We start from the raw sequence: 18,468 nt of genomic DNA on the forward strand, positions 1-18,468 counted from the left end.
CCCGAAATCGGGTGAAGCCCGAACCGTCCCCGTGTGGGACGAGAGAGGCGTGGGTCCAATAGATCCATTACGCACGATCGCATTCTCTGCGGTAACAGCTTCCGTTTCGAAACACTACTCGAGAGCGATCACCAGTGTCACGGGTGTCTACCAGTTCGAACCGCGTCGTCTACGCCGTTGTCGCGAGCACCTTCTTCGTCGGCTTCGGCGGCGGCGTCGTCTTCCCGATCCTGCCGAACCTCGGCGAGGTGCTGGGGATTTCGGCGTTCATGGTCGGCGTCATCCTTTCCGCGAACCGCTGGACCCGGCTGGTCGCGAACGGGCCGGCGGGCGTCCTTGTTGATCGGATCGGGACTCGGAAACCGTTCGTCGCCGGACTGGCGATCGAGGGACTCGCGACGTTCGGTTACGTGATCGCGATCGAGTCCGCGATGCCGGAACTCTGGTTCGTCGTCGCGCGAGTCACGTGGGGGATCGGCAGTTCGCTCGTGTTCGCGACGGCGTACACCATCACCGCCGACGTCAGCGAGGCCAGTTCGCGGGGAACGAGCATGGGCATCGTTCGGGCCGGGATCACCTTCGGCTTCCCCGCCGGGATGGTGCTCGGTGGAATCGTCAGCGAAGTCTACAGCAACGTCGCCGCGTTCGTCCTCGCGGCCTCCTTCGCCGGCCTCGCGAGCATTATCGCCTACTTCATCGTCCCCGAGACTCACGTCGAGTCGGTCGATTCGTCGATCAACCCCTGGGACTTCGAGACGACGCTGCCCGCGCTCACCGTCGGGCTGGTCAACTTCGGGCTCTACTTCGCGTACATCGGCGTCCTCTTCTCGACGCTCGTCCTGTACCTCGAGGTCGAGTCGCTCACGCTCTCGCTCGAGTTCGCGGGCTACGGCATCGACTACGGTGAACAGGGAACGTCCGGACTGCTGATGGCGGTTTCCGCCCTCTCGGGGGCGGTCTTCACCATTTCGGGCGGGAAGATCAGCGACGCCGTCGGCGCTCGTATGCCCGTCCTGCTCGCCTTCCTCGCGACCAGTTGCGCCGGGTTCGTCGTCCTCACGGTCGCGCCCTCGTTCGGGGCCGTCATTCTCGCGTGCGGGTTGATCGGGGCGGGCCAGGGCGGCGTCGGCGGCCCGTTGACCGCCCTGCTCGCGGATCTCACGCCCGAGGAGCGGATGGGGCGAGCGATGGGAACCAACAATATCTTCGGCGACGTCGGCGGGGGCCTCGGCCCGCTGATTTCCCTGCCCTTTGCCAACGCGGTCGGCTACGACGTGCTGTACGCGCTCAGCGCGATCGTTCCGCTGCTGGCCGGGGCCGTTCTCGTGGCCGGGATCTACTCCTATACGGGTAGCCTGAGCCCGACGGTCGAGGAATCCATCGTCTGATCGGAGCTGGAATCCCGTCGCAGTCGCCCGTCCGCTCGAGACCGATTCGCCCCTCGTAACCCCCTTATAGATGCAGCCGACTATCACAGTCCATGCACCCGCCGGGAGCCGATACCGTCCTCGTCCGTCACGGGGACGTCAACACCAAGAGCAACAGGGTCAAGCGGTACATGGAGGGGCTCCTCGCGGAGAACCTCGAGGCCCTCCTCGCCGACCGATCGATTCCCGGCGAGGTCGAGCGCCGGTGGAACCGGCCGCTGATTCACACGAGCGAAGACGCCATCGAAGAAGCGACCGCGGCCGCGGCGGACACTTTCGGGGTCGTCTCCGCGAGTCCCGCCCTGACCGTCAGCGTCGAGAAGGCGCGGATCCTCGAGGCGCTGGAGGAGACCGCTCGCGAGCACTACGACGGCGGGTCGTTCGCGGTCGACGCGCGCCGATCGGACAAGACGCTCCCCTACGACAGCGAGGAGCTGGCCCGCGAGGCCGGTACCGCTATCTGGGAGACCGTCGCGGACGAGTTCGAGCCCGAAGTCGACCTCGACGATCCGGATCTCACGTTCGGCGTCGAAGTGCGCGAGGACGTGGCGTTCATTTACCTCGAGCACGTCGACGGCCCCGGCGGCCTCCCGCTCGGGTCACAGGAGCCGGTCATCTCGCTGGTCAGCGGCGGGATCGACTCGCCGGTCGCGGCCTACGAGATGATGAAACGCGGGAGCCCGGTCGTGCCGGCCTACGTCGACCTCGGCGACTACGGCGGAATCGACCACGAGGCGCGGGCGCTCGAGACGGTTCGGATCCTCTCCGAGTACGCCCCCAATTTCGACATGCAGGTCTACGAGATTCCGGGTGGCGAGACCGTCGACCTTCTCGTCAGCGAGATGGAGCAGGGCCGAATGCTCTCCCTGCGGCGCTTTTTCTATCGCGCCGCCGAAACGCTGGCCGAGCGCGTCAACGCGGACGGCATCGTCACCGGCGAGGCCGCCGGTCAGAAGTCCAGCCAGACCGTTCGAAACCTCGGCGTCACCAGCCGCGCTACCAGACTGCCGATCCACCGCCCCCTCCTGACCCGCGACAAACAGTATATCGTCGCCCAGGCCCGCGAAATCGGCACCTACACGGATTCGACCATGGACGCCGGCTGCAACCGGGTCACTCCCGATCAGGTCGAAACCAACGCCCGTCTCGAGCCGCTGCTCGCGGCGGAACCGGACGACCTGCTCGAGCGGGCCGAGGAAGCGGCGAAGAACGCGACACTGGTCGAGCCCTGAATCGGCTCGTGCGAGATCTGTTTTCTCTCTGCTCGTAGACAACTTGGCCAACCACCGATGGGTGGGACTGAAAGGGGCTGACGTGTTGAGCGGACGCAAAGCGTCCGCGAGGTCGTCGGCGCTCAGCGCCGACTGCTCGAGGGACCGCTGGTCCCTCGCCGCTCGGGAGAGCACGGCTCTCCCGTTGCTCGAGGAAGGACGGCGATGCAAGGACCACAGGGAGCGAGCGTGCGAGCGATCGAGGACCGAAGCGAGCCGCCCGACTCGAGCCGCTCAGGGGCTTTCATCACAGTTGTGGTCTCACGGAAAGCCGTGTGTCTGAGGTTGTAGAATTTCCTAGCACACTCGTCTAGAAGCCGAAACCGACATTACACCGTCGCACCCACCACAATATAGTGACCCGCGTCTGTCTCGTCGGCGAGGCCGGGAGCAATCTCCAGTACGAACTGCTCTCCCGAGAGACGTCCCGCGAGGCCCTCGCGACGTACGACCTCGAGCGGCCGTTCGAGAACTCGCTCGCCGTCCGGACGGTCAGCGTCGGCGCTGCCGTCTCCCTGCTAAACGATCTCAACTGGTATCTCACGCGGTTCGTCGACGAGGCGCTCATTCAGGAGCCCAGCATTAGCGACGCGGAGTGGCTCTCGCGGCCGCTGGCCGAACGGCTCCGAAACGGCGAGATCGAGCCGGCGGAAACGGCCGAGTTCTGCAAGATTTACGGCCTCGAACGGATCGACCCGGGGACCGAGCCGGCCAACGACGACGCGACCGATCCGATTGACTCGAGTCTCGGAACTGACCCCAATTCGACCGCTCCGGCCGACGCCGCGGGCAAAGATGAGAGCGAGGGGGCGGACGATTCCGCCTCGAGCGGGGCCGGTCGGGCAGGAGCCGCTGAGCCGACCTGCCGACTCGTCGAACCGCTGTACGTTCGCCGGACCGGCGGTGAACTCCCCGAGTACGATCTCAGGGACGTCGAGGACACCCTCGTCGTCCGCCTGACCGAAGCCGAATACTCACCGTGAGTCGGTTCCTGAGGCGCTACGAGCCGTCACTAGTAGCTAGTCGCACAGTTTCTTAAGCCAGAATTAGCTATGGAAATCCCATTCAGTACAGATGAACTACTCACCGGTCGTTGGCCAACTTTAACTGCATAAATAATCAGAGTGTATGTAGAAATAAAATAGATTGATATGTCGGCCTCAATACTAGCCTTAGTCCTAGCAACAGTCGTTCTGCTTGGGTTATCGTAGCCGGTGCGAGGTAGTGCTAAACTAGACATCGCCCGCATAATACGGAAGTGATTCATATGGTATATACTACTGTTTTATAATCAATAGGTATTTAAAAAATGATTTTCAACACTCATATTGATGCACTCTCCACTTGACCTCCGCGACGCCTGTTACATTGCGGGGGTACTCGTCATTTCGAGTATCGTCGGCATGGCATCCGAACAGTCACCGTACCCGCTCCGCACAGATCTTATGTACGCTCTTGAGGGAAATGCCGTCGCAGTACTCCAGCCCGACCCAAACCTTATCCTAACCACGGTATTTGTCATCGTCTATCTTCTTGTGTACCCCACGCTGCTCCTCGCTACGTACGTTAGTTTAAAATATCGCCACGGCCGCAACCGGGCACTTGATTACGTCACCACGTACACGACTGTTCTCATTGTGTCCATGCCATTCTTCTACTTCGTGCCCGTCGGCGTCACTGGATACTACCTGCAAGGCGTCGAGCCAGTACTCTATGAATCCACCGGCCCGATTCAGACATTCATGAAGAATGTCGACACCCTCCAAAAGGCATTCCCGAGCCTGCACGCTGGCCTCGCCGGAACTGCAGCCCTCTACGCACCCAGTGGCTACAAACGGCTCAGTTGGGCGATCACCGGTACCATCCTCGCCGCCACGATATATCTCGGCATCCACTGGCTCACGGACCTTGTCGTCGGCCTCGCCTTAGCGTACGGCTGCTACCTCGCCACGCCGACAATCCGTGCCCACCTCGAGCGCGGTGGGCCGCAGCCGGAACCAGTCACTGTCACCGACGACTGACCGCTTTCAGTGCCGCCTTCCAGAAGTAAACAAGTGCGTCTAGAAACCCCTGCTGGGAGGGAGTGTCTTTCTTCCTTGATCACAGAAAACTAGCCGGTAAGTAGGCATCTGTAGGTACTAAATCAGGCATTTCAGTTTCGCACCTAATTCTGAATGAAGAAACTGTATCACCGACTACTGTTTCCGGGTTACCTGTCGCTACCGCTGTCCGATTCCGAATCGGTACTCGTGCTCTCGGACGCGGACGCGCTGTCGCTGGCCATCGAGACGCCGGTGGTACTGCCGTCGTGACCGACGATGGTCGCCGAGAGGGTCGTCAGCGGTTCCGTCTCGAACGTCACCCGAACCAGACGGCCGACGGTCGCGATCGACTGGACACAGACCTCGTCCTCGGCCGACGTGTCACGGACCGCCGCCTCGAGGACGAGTTCGTCGGTACCGTCGTCGTCACCTCCCTCGTCGCTTTCGTCGTCGCCGTCGGTACCGGTGTCATCCTCACCGTCGCTCTCGACGATGTCGATGGACTCGAGGCTCATCTCGTAACACGGAGTGGGCGCGTTAGACTCGAGCGAGACGAGAATCGACGTCTCGAAATCTGTCTCGTCGACGAACTCGTCGAGCGGCTCGGTGTCGGACGGGAATCGCTCCTCGAGCCAGTTCGCGGCGTCGTCGGCGTCCCGAAGGAGCCCCACGTCGGACTCCGTCGGCTCCGAACCGTACTGATAGGCCAGCGTCCGGTACTCGGCCACTCCGTCCGGGAGATCCTCGATTTCTCCATCCTCGCCGACCGACTCGGGGTCGCTCTCGGCACCGTCAGGAGACGGCGAGCCCTCGTCGGCGTCGTTCCGGTCGTCATCGTCGTCGGACGGGCTTTCAGAGCCGTCGGCGATACAGCCCGCCGAGAGACCGATCAGCGTCGCAGTGCTACACAGCAACGTCCGTCTGGAGGGACATGTCATCGTAACCGATCGTACGAACGGGGAGGTAAAGGCGGTTCGGCTAGGTGAAATAACTCTTTTCGTCAGCTGCGATTCCTCGAGCGCCTCGCCCGCTCTCCGCTCAGTCGAAGAGACCGGTCGAGAGATAGCGCTCGCCGCTGTCCCAGAAGACGGTGACGACCAGCGGGCAGTCTTCTGCCGCCTGACCGCCGTCGGTCTCGGGCGAGGCCGGTTCGCCGCTATCGTCGAAGGCGGTCGGGACCTCGGGACAGTCGACGCTGGGGTCGGCGATCTCTCGAGCGACGCGCTGGGAGACGAGACTCGTCGCGCCGCTGGACTGGCCCACGAGGACACCTTCCTCGCGTGCGAGGCGGCGACACTCCTCCTCGGCGTCCTCGAGTTTGACGGTCTCGACGCGGTCGAGCAGGTCGAGGTCGAGATTGTCGCTGATGAACCCGGGCCCCATGCCCTGGAACTCGTCTTTGCCGGCCTCGCCCGTCGAAAGGACGGCGTTTCTGGCCGGCTCGACGGCGACGATCTCCATCTCGGGGAACGCCTCGCGGAGTCGGCGGCCGGTTCCCGAAATCGTGCCGCCGGTGCCGACGCCGGCCACGAAGGCGTCGATCTCGCGGTCGCCGACCTGCTCGATGATCTCCTCGCCGGTCGTCTTGTAGTGTGCGTCGGGGTTGGACGGGTTCTCGAACTGGCCGAGTTGGATCGCGCCAGCCGCCTCGAGTTCGTCCGCACGAGCGCGGGCGTCGGCCATTTCGCCGTCGACGAGCTCGAGGTCGGCCCCGTAGGCGGCCATGATCTGCCGGCGCTCCTCGGACTTGTCCGACGGCATGACGATCGTCAGGTCGTAGCCGCGAGCGGCGGCGACGAGCGCGAGGCCGATGCCGGTGTTGCCGCTGGTCGGTTCGACGAGCGAGTCGCCGGGTTCGATCAGGCCGTCGCGTTCGGCCGCTCGGATCATCTCGCGGGCCGGCCGGTCCTTGGCCGATCCGCCGGGGTTGAACGATTCGATCTTCGCGGCGACCGTCACGCCCTCCGGCGATTCGACCTGGACGAGCGGCGAACCGATGGTGTCCAGGATACTCCCTTTCATTGGCACGCTCTATGGAATCGAGACGTATACTGTTTGCTGTAACGAGTTACACGGATTCGCCAGCGTCGGCGAATCCGTTCCCTGACTTACAGCAAACAGTATAGACCCGTACTGGACTCAGGCAGGACGTGCCGGCTAGTCGTCGGTCGCGTTTCCGCTCACGACGCGCGTTTCAGAGCTGCAACGGTCCAGAAAGCCCCTGACGGAGTCGAGTCGAGGGGCTCGCTGCGCGCTGTCTTCACTCCGCTCAGACGGTGCTTTCGTCGCCCGTCTTCCTCGACCAACGGGAGAGCACCGCTCTCCCGAGCGGCGAGGGACCGCTGGTCCCTCGAGCAGTCGGCGCTGAGCGCCGACGACCTCGCGGACGCTTCGCGTCCGCTCAGCCCGTCAGCCCCTTTCAGTCCCACCCAGCGGTGGTCGGTCGGCCGAGTCCGAGCAACGCCGGACGGACGTTCGAGCGGAGACCTGCCAGAAACACCGCGGTTAAGCCGTCCGAGACGTAAACCGTGGGTATGAGTCTCGAGACCATGCGGCCGAACCCCACGTGGGACGCGGCGTCCTACGAGGACGCGGTCGATACGCTCGCAGCGCACAACGACGAGGTAGTGTACAAGATCTGGGCCGGCGACTGGTGCAAGGACTGTCGCGCCCTGCTGCCCGATTTCGGCGCGGCGCTCGAGGCCGCCGCGGTCCCCGACGAGCGGATCGAGGAGTTCAGTCTGGACGAGGACAAGCAGGGTCCCGGCGTCGAGGAGTACGGTATCGAGTACATTCCGACGATCGTGGTCGAGAACGACGATGGCGAGGAAATTACGCGGTTCGTCGAGGAAGAGGACGTGCCGCCGGCGGTCTGGCTGGCCGACGAGATCGAAACCGCGACCGAGTCGGCGTAGTTCCAGTTCGATCGGACTGACCGACGAAGACGGCCAGCAGGCAACCCGAGGCGGTCAGATCGGGTTGATCGGCCGTTTCTTCGGCGGCCAGTCGTCCTCGTGCGGTTCGTCCGCTCGAGCGAACGCGCGCAGGACCCGGTCGCGGGTGTCTTCGGGCTGGACGACGCCGTCGGTTCCGACGCGGGAGGCCGCTCGGACGGCGTCGGTTCTGTCCTTAAACTTCTCGATCAGTTCCGAACGTCGGGCCTCGGGGTCGTCCGCGGACTCGATCTCTCGGCGGTACGCGATGTCGACGGCCCCCTCGATGCCCATGGCGGCGACTTCGGCCGTGGGCCACAGCACCGTCAACTCCGAGTCGATCGAGCGGCCGCCGCCCATCGCCACGTAGCCGAAGCCGTAGCCGCGTCTGAGGACGACGTTAGCGATCGGGACCGTCGCACGCGCGAGTTCGAACGGGAGCTTCGCGGAGTGGCGAGCGATCCCCTCGCGCTCCGAGTCCGGGCCGGGCAGGATTCCGGGTACGTCGGCCAGCGTGAGGACCGGGAGCCCGTAGGCGTCGCAGATCGCCGCGAAGTGGGCCGCCTTCTCCGATGCGCCGGTATCGATGGTTCCGGCCTTGATCCGGGGGTTGTTGGCGATGACGCCGATCGGCTCCCCCCCGAGGCGAGCGAAGGCGGTAACGATGTTCCGCGCGTAGGTCGGCTTCAGTTCGAACACCGAGTCCCGGTCGACGATCCCCTCGACGATCGCGTCGATGTCGTACCCCTTGCGCGGGCTCGAGGGGATGATCTCTCGCAACCGCTCGCCGTCGACGGCCGGCGGTCGCGAGTCGGCCGTCGGCGGCTCCCGGCGAGCGTTTCGCGGCAGGTACGAGAGGAACGTCCGGATCGCGTCGAGGCAGGCCTCGTCGTCCTCGCAGGCGAGGTCGGCCATCCCGGTCTCGGTCGTCTGGAACCGCGCGCTGCCGAGTTCCTCCTTGGTGCCGTCGACCCCGAGCGCGGCCTCGACGAGCGACGGACCGGCGACGCCCATTGTCCCCGTCCCCTCGACGATCGGCACGAAGTCCGACAGCGCCGCGAAGTTGGTCGGCGCGGCGAAGGCCGGTCCCATCATGGCCGAGACGACCGGAACCCACCCGGAGAGGGCTGTCTGGCGCTTCGAGAAGCCGTTGTCGCCGCGAGCGAAGGGCGCGGCGTCGAGTCCCTCCTGAATGCGGTGGCCGCCGCCGTCGTGGAGCATGATCAGCGGGAGCCCGCGGTCGAGAGCGCGTTCGGTGACCCGCGCCATCTTCCGGCCGCCGGCGTGGCCGATCGAACCACCTTTGACGGTGAAGTCGGTGGCGATTAGCGCGACCGAGCGGCCGTCGATCTCTCCGTAACCCGTGACGACGCCGTCAGAGGGGGCGTCCTCGCGCACCCAGTCGGTCGTCTCGGGCGTCGTCGGCATCGGCGACGCGAGGCGGCCGATCTCCTCGAACGTCCCCTCGTCGAGCAGGTAATCGACGCGCTCTCTGGCGGTTAGCTTACCGAGGTCGCGCTGGCGCGCGGCGGCCTCCTCGCGCGCCTCGTCGGAGAGCGACCGCTTCGCGTCGGCGACTTCCTCGAACGGATCGTCGCTCATTCGAGACACGCCTCCCGGAGTTCGAACGTCCGCATCTCGTTCGTTCCCGTCTGTAATCCGTCTCTACCGAGCATCTCGTCGGCTCGTACGAAGCCGGGGAGTCGAATCGGGAAGTGATCGTCCGTCGCGCTCTCCTCGATCGGCCGATCGTCGAACGTGGTTGCCATTGTCTCTCTGGAACTTGGCTAACTACGTACAAGAATCCCAGAGATGCGGTAACATTGTTCTCGGACGGAGGGACGAGCGCTAACAATTGACGTGTCGCGTAGAGAACGCGTGAGACCGCCGCATCACGTGGCACTCGAACGTTCCGTCTCGAGACGAACGCCGGCGGCTCCGCGGACTGGGGCAGTTCTGCGGCAGGTTCAGAACGGCGCGTCCGACTCGCCTTCCGCGTTCTCACCCGAATCGCCGAGCCACTCGAGCGCCTCCTCGACGACGTGCGTCGGCGGCGAGCACGTCCGATCGCGGCAGACGTACAGCGTCGGTTCGTCGTCGCGTGCCTCGCGGCCCGCCCAGATCGGGGGCGCCTCCTCGAGTCCCAGCGTCTCGAGCCACGCCTCGAGTCCGTCCGCGGTCGGCGGTCGCAGCGCGAAGAGTCGATCGGGGTAGTACCGCGACGCGAACCCGTCACGCCACGCTTCGGGGAGTTCCGCCGCAGCGATCGTCACCTCGAGCGCACCCGACTCGAGCCGATCGGCGGCGAGACAGAGCGTCGCGTGCTCCAGCGCGTTCGCCTCGATAGTGTTCGCATGAGTCTCGAGGACTGTGGCTGCTATCCCCTCGAAGTCCTCACCGGCAAACTCGTCGAGCGCGAGCAGCGTCTCGAGCGCCACGCCGGTCGCGGAGGGCGTCGACTGGTCGCCCAGTTCCTGGGGGCGCGTGACGAGCGACTCGCCGCTCTCGGGGGTGAAGTAGAGCGTCCCGCGCTCGGCGTCCCAGAACTCGGCCTCGATAACGCGGGCCAGTTCGAGCGCGAACGCGAGGTGATCGACCTCGCCGGTGGCCTGATAGCAGTCGAACGCTCCGCGCGCGAGGAAGGCGTAGTCCTCGAGGTAACCGTCGACCTTGACGTCACCACCGTGAGACGAAGTCTCACGAGCCTCCGAGCGTGGCTCGGAGACGTCTTTGTAACGCCGAGAGAGTCGCTTCTCGTCCCCATCCCAGAGCCGATCGCGGACGAACGCGAGGGCGTCGACGGCGGTCTCGGCGTAGTCGTCCTCGCCGAGCGTCAGCGCCGCTTCGGCGTAGGTCGAGATCATCAGCCCGTTCCAGCCCGCGAGTACCTTCTCGTCCCGGTTGGGACGGGGGCGCTCCTCGCGAGCCTCGAACAGCCGCTGTCGGGCTGAGTCGAGCCGCTTGAGAGCCTCGCTTTCCTCGAGATCGAACTGCGAGGCCAGTTCTGAAACCCGGGCCACGCGGTTGGGCTGGTTCGTCCCCTCGAAGTTGCCAGACTCCGTGATGTCGTAGCGCGCACAGAAGAGGGCTGCATCGGTCTCGTTCTCGAGTACGTCTCTCACTTCCACGGGCGTCCAGACGTAGAATGCACCCTCCTCGCGCTCACCGGTTTCGGGGTCCTCGCTCTGGGCGTCCAGCGTGCTGAAGAAGCCGCCCTCGTCGTGGGTCAGCTCCCGGTCGACGAACGCGAGGGTATCAGCGACGATCTCGGCGTAGCGGTCCTCGCCGGTGAGCTGGTAGCCCGCGAGGAAGGCCCGCGGAATCTCGGCGTTGTCGTACAGCATCTTCTCGAAGTGAGGGACCGTCCAGTCCCGATCGACGCAGTAGCGGTGGAAGCCGCCGCCGACGTGATCGTAGAGTCCGCCCACAGACATCGCGTCGAGGGCCTCCTCGAGCACCTCGAGATACTCCTCGCGACCGGTTCGGTCGTACGCTCGAGCGAGCACGCGAAGCCGCGAGGGCTGGGGGAACTTCTGGCCGGAGCCGAAGCCGCCGTGCTGGCGGTCTGCGCTACGCAGCGTCGCGTCCGCGGCCGTCTCGAGGACGTCGCTCGAGGGTGGCTCCGGGCTGCTACCGGTCTCGGTTCCGTCTCCCGCCGAATCCGGGGTTTCCTCGAGTCGATCCGTCGCCGCGTCGGTCCACTGCTGTGCGCGGTGTTCCATCTCCTCGCGATCCTCGCTCTCCCAGGAGTCGGCAATGCGCTCGCAGAGGTCGAGAAAGCCGGGCTGGCCCTGCTGTCCGTCTCGGGGAAAGTACGTTCCGACGAAGAAGGGCTTCCCCTCGGGGGTGAGCCACGCCGAAAGCGGCCAGCCGCCCCGTCCGGTCACGAGTTGGCAGACGGTCATGTAGATGCTGTCGACGTCCGGACGCTCCTCGCGGTCGACCTTGATCGGGACGAAGTTCTCGTTGAGTACCTCGGCGACCGACTCGTCCTCGAAACTCTCCGCTTCCATGACGTGACACCAGTGACACGCCGAGTAGCCGATCGAGAGGAAGATCGGCACGTCGCGTTCTTTAGCGGCCTCGAGGGCCTGCTCGTCCCACGGCTGCCAGTTGACGGGGTTGTCCGCGTGCTGGCGCAGATAGGGGCTTTCCTCCGCCTCGAGCCGGTTGTGCTGGGTCGGATCGCTCATGGACAATCCTACGGCCGACGCGGCTAAAAGCAACGGGTGATCCGGAGGCGACCGCTCTCGCGTGGACCCGTCGAAACGCCGATCGCGCCTCGGAAAAGAACCGAAGCGAGCGAGTTAGTCGAGATCGGTCTCGACGAGGCTCAGTGCCGAGTTTCGGAACGACGCTTCCTCGCTCATCGATCCGCTGTCGCCGGCGCTCAGATCGGCGTCCTCGGTGAAGAGGAGTCCGAGTATCGCGGCGTCTTCGCCGGAATCGTATTGGATGATGTAGCCGTCCCAGTCGTCCGGCGTCTCGAACGTCGTCTGGCTGGCCCCGTCGGTAGCAGATTGCAAGACGTTGGACACCGTCTGCCCCTCGAGTTCGGAGACGACATCGAAGTTCACACCGGCCAGATAGTCGTCGCCGAACAGCACGATCTCTTCGTCGTCCTGCGCGGTCGCAGTTCCAGCGGTCACGCCGGTACCGAGCGCCAGTGCAGTGGCAGCGATGGTTCCCCGCTTCGCGATCGATCGCGTCGAATCGTCGGTTTTTCCAGTCATATGAGTCACGTACCCTCGTCGGGCCAGTGACGATGGCGGAACGAATCGGATAAGCGATCGCGATCGTTTCCACGACTCGAGGCGATCAATCCGCGAGTAACGTGGGGAGACTCGCTATTCACGGTCGTTCACTGATGTCTCCTCGGTTTCGCAGAAAGGCGGGGAAATAGGCCGTTTTCCCGGGAACGATATCGGTATGTCCGACCGATATCGCCGCCGTCGTAATCGTTCGGAGGTGTCACACGACGTTCCCTTTCGCGGTATTCCTCACCGCGGGTCCGCGAACGCGGTGAAGCCGGGGCGGTTAGTTACCGCCGGGAGTTTCGTTGCCGGCGGTTTCGTTGCCGCCTGCCGGTGCCTCGCTTTCGGCGCCACCGCCGCCGCCGCCGGTTTCGCCGGGAGTGGCTTCGACCAGGCCTAACTCGGCGTTGCGGAACTCACCGTCCGTTCCCATCGTCTCGCTGTCGCCGGCGCTGAGATCGACGTCCTCCGTCATCAGGAATCCCAGCGACGGGGCGGATCCGCCCATGTCGTAGCTGATGATGTAGACGTCCCAGTCGTCCGGGGTGTCGAACTCCTCCCCCAGACCGGCCTCCTGGAACAACTCGTCTTTCGTACCGTCGTTCAGCGCCGAGGCGACGGTAAAGTCGGCACCGGGCTCGTAGTCGTCTACGAACACCGTAACTTGGCCACCGCCTTGAGCGGCTGCAGTCCCCGCACCAGCAGTCCCGAGCGCTACTGCGCCCGCAGTGAGCGCGCCTTTTTTCATGAACGATCGCCGCGAGTCATCGAATAGTCCGCTATCTGTTTCGTCTGTCATGTCTCTCACTTGTCCCCGCTTCGGGGCAGACATCCCTTGATCGAATTTTCGCATAAGTGACGGCTATCGTTTCACCGTCCAGAACGAATTGTGATCGAGAAAACGTCCCTTTAGGGCCCAATACAGTCGCTTATCGGGCATCTGTGCCAACGCGGTTCGAACTATCAACAACGATTGTTTATCGGTCGCGATGGGTGTCACGATCCGCGTTTCGATTCGTTAATTTTGTCACAACTCGAGAAGGTAAGCGATCACCGACACGCGCGACGAGACATCGGCAGGGCCGGATTCTGTTGTGCAGTCGGGAGCCATCGTTCACCGAAAGCGTCGCCCTCGAGGCGATTTGAGCGGTGAAACATCTGATTTCCTCGGACTGTTCACCGGGAAGTGAATACTGAAAACCGATCATGTGTCGCGACTGTCCGGTGTACTGTTCGAGAACTCCGGTGCCCGTTGTCGGCCTGCTGCTCTATCGACGACCGGATTCAATCGGTGTCCGGTGTCCGGTGTCCGTTTCTCCATCGCCTGCAGCGCGTCCGTATCGATCTACCGGTCGAAAGGAGGTCCGTCTCGAACTCTAGCCCGTTTCGGATACGTATTGCAAATACGCGATTTCGTCCCTGAAACTGAAACAGGATCCGATCGGCCCCTGTTCCAGCGAACGCCCGCGACGAGTGCGACATCGTCGCGCTCGATTCGAGTCCGCTACTCCCTCCTATTCCGTGAGCAGGCGGCGGAGCACGAGGTGGAGCACGCCGCCGTTCTCGACGTACTCGACCGCCGCGGGCGTGCCGACCTGTGCGGTCACGTCGAACTCGGTCGTTTCGCCCGCATCGTCTTCCGCGACGACGGTGAGTTCGGCGTTGGGCTCGAGGCCGTCGTCCAAGCCCCGAATGTCGAAGTACTCGGAGCCGTCGAGGCCGAGTTCTTCCCAGCCCTCACCATCCTCGAACTGCAGTGGCAGGACGCCCATGCCGAGGAGGTTGTCGCGGTAGATCCGCTCGTAGCTCTGACCGATGGTCGCGCGGATGCCGAGCAGGTCCGTTCCTTTCGCGGCCCAGTCGCGGCTCGAGCCGGTCCCCAGCTCCTCGCCGGCCATGACGATCAGCGGGGTGTCGTCCTCGCGGTAGCGCTCGCTCGCATCGAAAACGGTGGTCTCCTCACCAGTTGGATGGTGAATCGTGTAACCGCCCTCCTTTCCGTCCAGCAGCTGGTTCTCGATGCGGACGTTCGCGAAGGTCCCGCGCATCATGACCTCGTGGTTCCCGCGGCGGGAGCCGTAGGTGTTGAACTCGTAGGGTTCGACGCCGCGTTCGCGCAGCCACTGACCGGCGGGCAGGTCCTCGCCGAACGGCCCCGCGGGGCTGATGTGGTCGGTCGTCACCGTGTCGCCCAGCGTGAGCAGACAGCGCGCGTCCGCGATGTCGGAGACGCCGGGTTCCTCGAGCGGGAAGTCCTGGAAAAACGGCGGCTCGCGGATGTACGTCGACTCGTCGTCCCAGTCGTAGACTTCGCCCGTGGGCGCGTCGAGGGCCTCCCAGCGCTCGTCGCCCTCGAAGACGCTCGCGTACTTGTCTCTGAACAACTCGGCGGAGACGTTCTCGTGGATCGTCTCTTTAACTTCCTGTGGGTCCGGCCAGACGTCCTCGAGGAAGATTTCTTCGCCGTCGTCGTTCGTGCCGATCGGTTCGTTCTCGAGGTCGATATCCATCTTGCCCGCGAGGCCGTAGGCGACGACCAGCGGCGGACTGGCGAGGTAGTTCGCGCGGATCTTCGGATGGATGCGGGCTTCGAAGTTGCGGTTGCCCGAAAGGACGCTGGTCGTCCAGAGGTCGTGCTCGTCGATGGCCGCCTCGATCGGCTCCGCCAGCGGGCCGGCGTTCCCGATACAGGTCGTACAGCCGTAGCCGACGACGTTGTAGCCCAGGCCCTCGAGGTCGTCGAGCAGGTCGGCCTGCTTCAGGTACTCCGTGACGACCCGGCTCCCGGGTGCGAGGCTAGTCTTGACGTAGTCGGGCACGTCGAGCCCCTGCTCGAGCGCGTTGCGCGCGAGTAGGCCCGCGGCGACCATCACCGACGGGTTCGATGTGTTCGTACAGGACGTTATCGCGCTGACGAGGACCGAACCGTGGCCGATCTCGACCTCGGTGCCGTCCTCGAGCGTGACGGGGATCTTCTCGCCGAGACCGGGCTGGTCCGTGGCAACGAGTCCGCCGTCCCCCTCCGCTGCACCACTGTCAATAACGCCCTCCTCTGCGAGCAGCGTCGGGAAGTGCTCGTCCAGATCGCCCATCGGAATGCGTGCGTGGGGCTTCTTGTGACCGGCGAGGCTGGGCTCGACGGAGCTGAGGTCGAACTCGACTTCCTCGGTGAACTCCGGATCGTGCTCGCCGAAGAGACCTTGCGCCTCGAGATACTCCTTGACGAGTTCGATGTGGTCGTCGTCGCGGCCGGTCAGCTCGAGGTAGTCGAGCGTCGCGTCGTCGACCGGGAACATGCTGATGGTCGATCCCTGCTCGGGGGCCATGTTGGCGATCGTCGCGCGGTCGGCAACCGAGAGCTGGGAGACGCCGGGACCGTAGAACTCGACGAACTTGTCGACGACGCCGACCTGGCGGAGCATCTCGGTGATGTGGAGCACGAGGTCGGTCGCGGTCGCGCCCTCCGGCAGTTCGCCGGTGAGTTTGACGCCGACGACTTCGGGCAGCGTCATGGTGATTGGCTGCCCCAGAAGGGCTGCCTCGGCCTCGATGCCGCCGACGCCCCAGCCGACGACGCCGATGCCGCCGATCATGGGGGTGTGGCTGTCGGTGCCGACCAGCGTGTCGGGCAGCAGCCACTGTTCACCGTCTTCCTCGCGTGCGTGGACGACCTTGCCCAGGTGCTCGAGGTTGACCTGATGGACGATCCCGGTTCCCGGCGGGACGACGTTGAAGTCCTCGAACGCCTGCTGGGCCCACTTGATCGCGCGATAGCGCTCCTCGTTTCGCTCGTACTCGAGTTCGACGTTCTGTTCGTAGGCGTCCTCGCTGCCGAAGTAGTCGACCTGAACGCTGTGGTCGATCACGAGGTCGCACGGAACTTCGGGTTCGACGATCGAGGGCTCCTTGCCCGCGCGATCCGCGGCCGAGCGCAGTGCGGCCAGATCCACGACTGCGGGAACGCCGGTCAGGTCCTGGAGAACGACGCGCGAGGGCTGGAAGGGGACCTCGACGTCGGGGACGTCCGGCTCCCACGAGGCCGCGTTTTCGACGTCCTCGGCCGAAATCATCTCGCCGTCGGCATTTCGGAGGACGGACTCGAGCAGCACCCGAATGCTCACGGGTAGTTTCTCGAGGTCACAGAGGCCCTGTTCCTCGAGGACCGTGAGGTCGGCCATCTTGTACGTTTCACCGTCGTGTTCGAACTCCCGGATTGCACCCGAGAACTCATCGGTTGACATTATCCCCACTTGGGGACGACCACATTTGAAACTGCCGAGATCCCGGAGTAGAGCTTATATACGCCCCGTATTTGACGGTGGGTTGCCTGCTCGAGTTGAAGATGTTGTCGCTGGACGAACTATTCTTGACGAGTTACAGAAACCTGGCAATATCTGCACGTACTCACCACAGATGTGGAATTGACGCTCTGCGAGATGTTCACACTGTCAGAGTGATCGAGCGTACTCGACGAAGTCGAACCCGTCGCGGCCGTCGCGGTCGACTTCCCGCCACTCCTCGCGATCCCAATCCGGGAAGAACGTGTCCCCGTCGGGTTCCTCGTGGACCTCGGTTACGATCATCCGATCCAGCGCGCGCAGGAACTGCTCGTAGACGGTCGCGCCGCCCGCGACGAAGATTCGATCGGCGTCGTCGTGGCGCTCGCTGGCGGCCCGGTCGGCCTCCTCGAGCGCATCCTCGAGTCCATCCGCGACCACCGCGCGCTCCGGCATCTCGAGGTCGCGACTCGTCAATACGACGGTCGTCCGGCCGGGGAGCGGTTCGCCCAGCGTCTCGAGGATGCCCTCGTAGGTGACCCGGCCCATGATGACCGGATGCCCCATCGTCGTCCCCTTGAAGTGCTGGAGGTCCTCGGAGATGTGCCACGGCATGTCGCCGTCCTTCCCGATGACGCCGTTGTCGGCGACGGCGACGATGCCGACGAGTTCGCGGTCGGTCTCGAGGTTCTGCGTCGCGTTCGCCGCCGCGTCCCGGTCCCCGCTCATTCGGCCACCGAGAACTCGATTCCGTCGTGCGAGTCGTAGCCTCGAAGTTCGACGTCCTCGTACGACAGCTCGTCGATCGAGACGTCAGCCACCTCGAGCGTCGGGCGCTCGAGCGGCTCTCGGGAGAGTTGCTCGAGCAGGCCGGGAACGTGATCGAGCCGTTCGTCGCCCTCGGCTTCGGCCGGCGCTTCGGACTCGAGCCACGCTTTGATGTCGAGATAGTCCTCCTGCTCGTCGGCGTCGGCCAGCTTCGATTGGAGGGCCTCGAGGTTGTCGGCGTACCAGTCGCCGCGCGCGCCGCGGCCGCAGTAGACGTGCGTGTCGACGACGGTGTGTGCGAAGGTGCCCGGTTCGAAGCCGGTCTGCTGGGCGATCACTTTCGTCAAAAGCGCGTAGGCAGCGATGTTGAACGGAATCCCGAGCGCGGTGTCGCCCGAACGCTGCGTGAGGTGGCAGTTCAGCCGGTCGCCCTGCACGTTGAAGACGAAGCTGTAGTGACAGGGCGGGAGCGTCGAGACGGCCGCGTTGGCGGGGTGCCACGCGTTGACCACGAGCCGCCGCGAGTTCGGCGACTCCGAGAGCGTGTCGATAACATACTGGAGCTGATCGAACGTCCGCCGGTCGTCCGCCTCCTGAGTGACCCACTGGTGGCTCTCGTCGGGCCAAGACTCACCCTCGAGTTGCGCGTCCGCATCTGGTACCGGAAACCGACGCCAGAACCGGCCGTAGGCCGTATCCAGCTTCCCGTCCTCGTCGGCCCAGGCGTCCCAGATTTTGGTTTCCTCGCGGAGGTTGCGGATGTGTTCCTCGCCGGAGAGATACCAGCAGACCTCGTGAAGCATCGAGTTCCAGCGGTAGCCGTCCATCTCCTTGGTTGTCAGCAGCGGATACCCCTCTTGCAGGTCGACCTCGTAGTGCTCGCTGAACGACGAAATCGTGTCGACGCCGGTCCGGTTGGGCTTGTGCGTCCCCGTCGAGAGCACGGCGTCGACGAGCTCGAGGTACTGTCGCATTGAGAGTGACGTTCAGACCGTG

The 18,468-nt window shown here is 64.5% G+C and carries 15 protein-coding genes; 5 read left to right on the plus strand and 10 right to left on the minus strand.

The genetic code is table 11. From position 1 onward, the window contains the following. Positions 1-134 precede the first annotated feature (134 nt). From LDH74_RS04465 to LDH74_RS04480, 4 genes are all read left to right on the plus strand, one after another. Entirely contained in the window at positions 135-1,388 is a 1,254-nt protein-coding gene (locus LDH74_RS04465) for an MFS transporter (RefSeq protein ID WP_226041330.1), read from the plus strand. 92 nt (positions 1,389-1,480) lie between these two features. Continuing rightward, entirely contained in the window at positions 1,481-2,659 is a 1,179-nt protein-coding gene (locus LDH74_RS04470; protein ID WP_226041331.1) for a tRNA sulfurtransferase, read from the plus strand. Positions 2,660-3,054: 395 nt separating this feature from the next. Further along, positions 3,055-3,681, plus strand: a complete 627-nt coding sequence (locus LDH74_RS04475; RefSeq protein ID WP_226041332.1) for a DUF5804 family protein — start codon at positions 3,055-3,057, stop codon at positions 3,679-3,681. A 348-nt stretch (positions 3,682-4,029) separates the two neighbouring features. Further along, on the plus strand, positions 4,030-4,719 hold the full coding sequence (locus LDH74_RS04480) for a phosphatase PAP2 family protein (RefSeq protein WP_226041333.1): 690 nt from the start codon (positions 4,030-4,032) through the stop codon (positions 4,717-4,719). 188 nt (positions 4,720-4,907) lie between these two features. Here the strand turns inward: LDH74_RS04480 and LDH74_RS04485 are convergent, their stop codons facing one another. After that, a complete protein-coding gene (locus tag LDH74_RS04485) occupies positions 4,908-5,678 on the minus strand; it encodes a hypothetical protein (RefSeq protein WP_226041334.1) in 771 nt (256 codons plus the stop codon). Positions 5,679-5,778: 100 nt separating this feature from the next. Then, positions 5,779-6,762 carry a PLP-dependent cysteine synthase family protein gene (locus tag LDH74_RS04490; protein ID WP_226041335.1) on the minus strand — a complete coding sequence of 328 codons (984 nt, stop codon included), beginning with the start codon at positions 6,760-6,762 and terminating at the stop codon, positions 5,779-5,781. Positions 6,763-7,274: 512 nt separating this feature from the next. On the opposite strand from LDH74_RS04490, the gene LDH74_RS04495 reads away from it, so the two are divergent. Further along, positions 7,275-7,655 carry a thioredoxin family protein gene (locus LDH74_RS04495; RefSeq protein ID WP_226041336.1) on the plus strand — a complete coding sequence of 127 codons (381 nt, stop codon included), beginning with the start codon at positions 7,275-7,277 and terminating at the stop codon, positions 7,653-7,655. Positions 7,656-7,709: 54 nt separating this feature from the next. On the opposite strand, the gene LDH74_RS04500 is transcribed toward LDH74_RS04495, so the two are convergent. The 8 genes from LDH74_RS04500 to thyA form a co-directional block, all read right to left on the minus strand. After that, positions 7,710-9,275: a carboxyl transferase domain-containing protein gene (locus LDH74_RS04500; protein WP_226041337.1), complete on the minus strand. Its 1,566-nt coding sequence runs from the start codon at positions 9,273-9,275 to the stop codon at positions 7,710-7,712. After that, positions 9,272-9,442, minus strand: a complete 171-nt coding sequence (locus LDH74_RS04505) for a hypothetical protein (protein WP_226041338.1) — start codon at positions 9,440-9,442, stop codon at positions 9,272-9,274. Before LDH74_RS04505 ends, LDH74_RS04500 begins: the two co-directional genes overlap by 4 nt. Positions 9,443-9,640: 198 nt before the next feature. Then, on the minus strand, positions 9,641-11,866 hold the full coding sequence (locus LDH74_RS04510) for a thioredoxin domain-containing protein (protein WP_226041339.1): 2,226 nt from the start codon (positions 11,864-11,866) through the stop codon (positions 9,641-9,643). Between the two features lie 114 nt (positions 11,867-11,980). Continuing rightward, complete coding sequence (locus LDH74_RS04515; RefSeq protein WP_226041340.1) at positions 11,981-12,406, minus strand: calcium-binding protein; 426 nt, start codon at positions 12,404-12,406, stop codon at positions 11,981-11,983. A gap of 304 nt (positions 12,407-12,710) precedes the next feature. Further along, positions 12,711-13,226 carry a calcium-binding protein gene (locus LDH74_RS04520; RefSeq protein ID WP_226041341.1) on the minus strand — a complete coding sequence of 172 codons (516 nt, stop codon included), beginning with the start codon at positions 13,224-13,226 and terminating at the stop codon, positions 12,711-12,713. Positions 13,227-13,941: 715 nt separating this feature from the next. Continuing rightward, positions 13,942-16,668 (minus strand): aconitate hydratase AcnA, encoded by a 2,727-nt coding sequence (acnA, locus tag LDH74_RS04525; protein ID WP_226041342.1) that lies wholly within the window; start codon positions 16,666-16,668, stop codon positions 13,942-13,944. A 207-nt stretch (positions 16,669-16,875) separates the two neighbouring features. Further along, positions 16,876-17,433: a dihydrofolate reductase gene (locus LDH74_RS04530; protein ID WP_226041343.1), complete on the minus strand. Its 558-nt coding sequence runs from the start codon at positions 17,431-17,433 to the stop codon at positions 16,876-16,878. Beyond that, the gene (gene thyA, locus LDH74_RS04535) at positions 17,430-18,446 is read right to left on the minus strand and encodes a thymidylate synthase (RefSeq protein WP_226041344.1); all 1,017 of its coding nucleotides are present in this window, start codon (positions 18,444-18,446) and stop codon (positions 17,430-17,432) included. The genes LDH74_RS04530 and thyA overlap by 4 nt, the downstream gene beginning before the upstream one ends. Between the last annotated feature and the right edge of the window lie 22 nt (positions 18,447-18,468).

The sequence above is a fragment of the Natrinema sp. DC36 genome (assembly GCF_020405225.1).
GTDB lineage: Archaea > Halobacteriota > Halobacteria > Halobacteriales > Natrialbaceae > Natrinema.

Coding starts and splice junctions, on each gene's coding strand:
- LDH74_RS04470 (WP_226041331.1), top strand. CDS start 1,481: ATGCACCCGCCGGGAGCCGATACCGTCCTCGTCCGTCACGGGGACGTC.
- LDH74_RS04480 (WP_226041333.1), top strand. CDS start 4,030: ATGCACTCTCCACTTGACCTCCGCGACGCCTGTTACATTGCGGGGGTA.
- LDH74_RS04485 (WP_226041334.1), bottom strand. CDS start 5,678: ATGACATGTCCCTCCAGACGGACGTTGCTGTGTAGCACTGCGACGCTG.
- LDH74_RS04490 (WP_226041335.1), bottom strand. CDS start 6,762: ATGAAAGGGAGTATCCTGGACACCATCGGTTCGCCGCTCGTCCAGGTC.
- LDH74_RS04495 (WP_226041336.1), top strand. CDS start 7,275: ATGAGTCTCGAGACCATGCGGCCGAACCCCACGTGGGACGCGGCGTCC.
- LDH74_RS04500 (WP_226041337.1), bottom strand. CDS start 9,275: ATGAGCGACGATCCGTTCGAGGAAGTCGCCGACGCGAAGCGGTCGCTC.
- LDH74_RS04505 (WP_226041338.1), bottom strand. CDS start 9,442: ATGGCAACCACGTTCGACGATCGGCCGATCGAGGAGAGCGCGACGGAC.
- LDH74_RS04510 (WP_226041339.1), bottom strand. CDS start 11,866: ATGAGCGATCCGACCCAGCACAACCGGCTCGAGGCGGAGGAAAGCCCC.
- LDH74_RS04515 (WP_226041340.1), bottom strand. CDS start 12,406: ATGACTGGAAAAACCGACGATTCGACGCGATCGATCGCGAAGCGGGGA.
- LDH74_RS04520 (WP_226041341.1), bottom strand. CDS start 13,226: ATGACAGACGAAACAGATAGCGGACTATTCGATGACTCGCGGCGATCG.
- acnA (WP_226041342.1), bottom strand. CDS start 16,668: ATGTCAACCGATGAGTTCTCGGGTGCAATCCGGGAGTTCGAACACGAC.
- LDH74_RS04530 (WP_226041343.1), bottom strand. CDS start 17,433: ATGAGCGGGGACCGGGACGCGGCGGCGAACGCGACGCAGAACCTCGAG.
- thyA (WP_226041344.1), bottom strand. CDS start 18,446: ATGCGACAGTACCTCGAGCTCGTCGACGCCGTGCTCTCGACGGGGACG.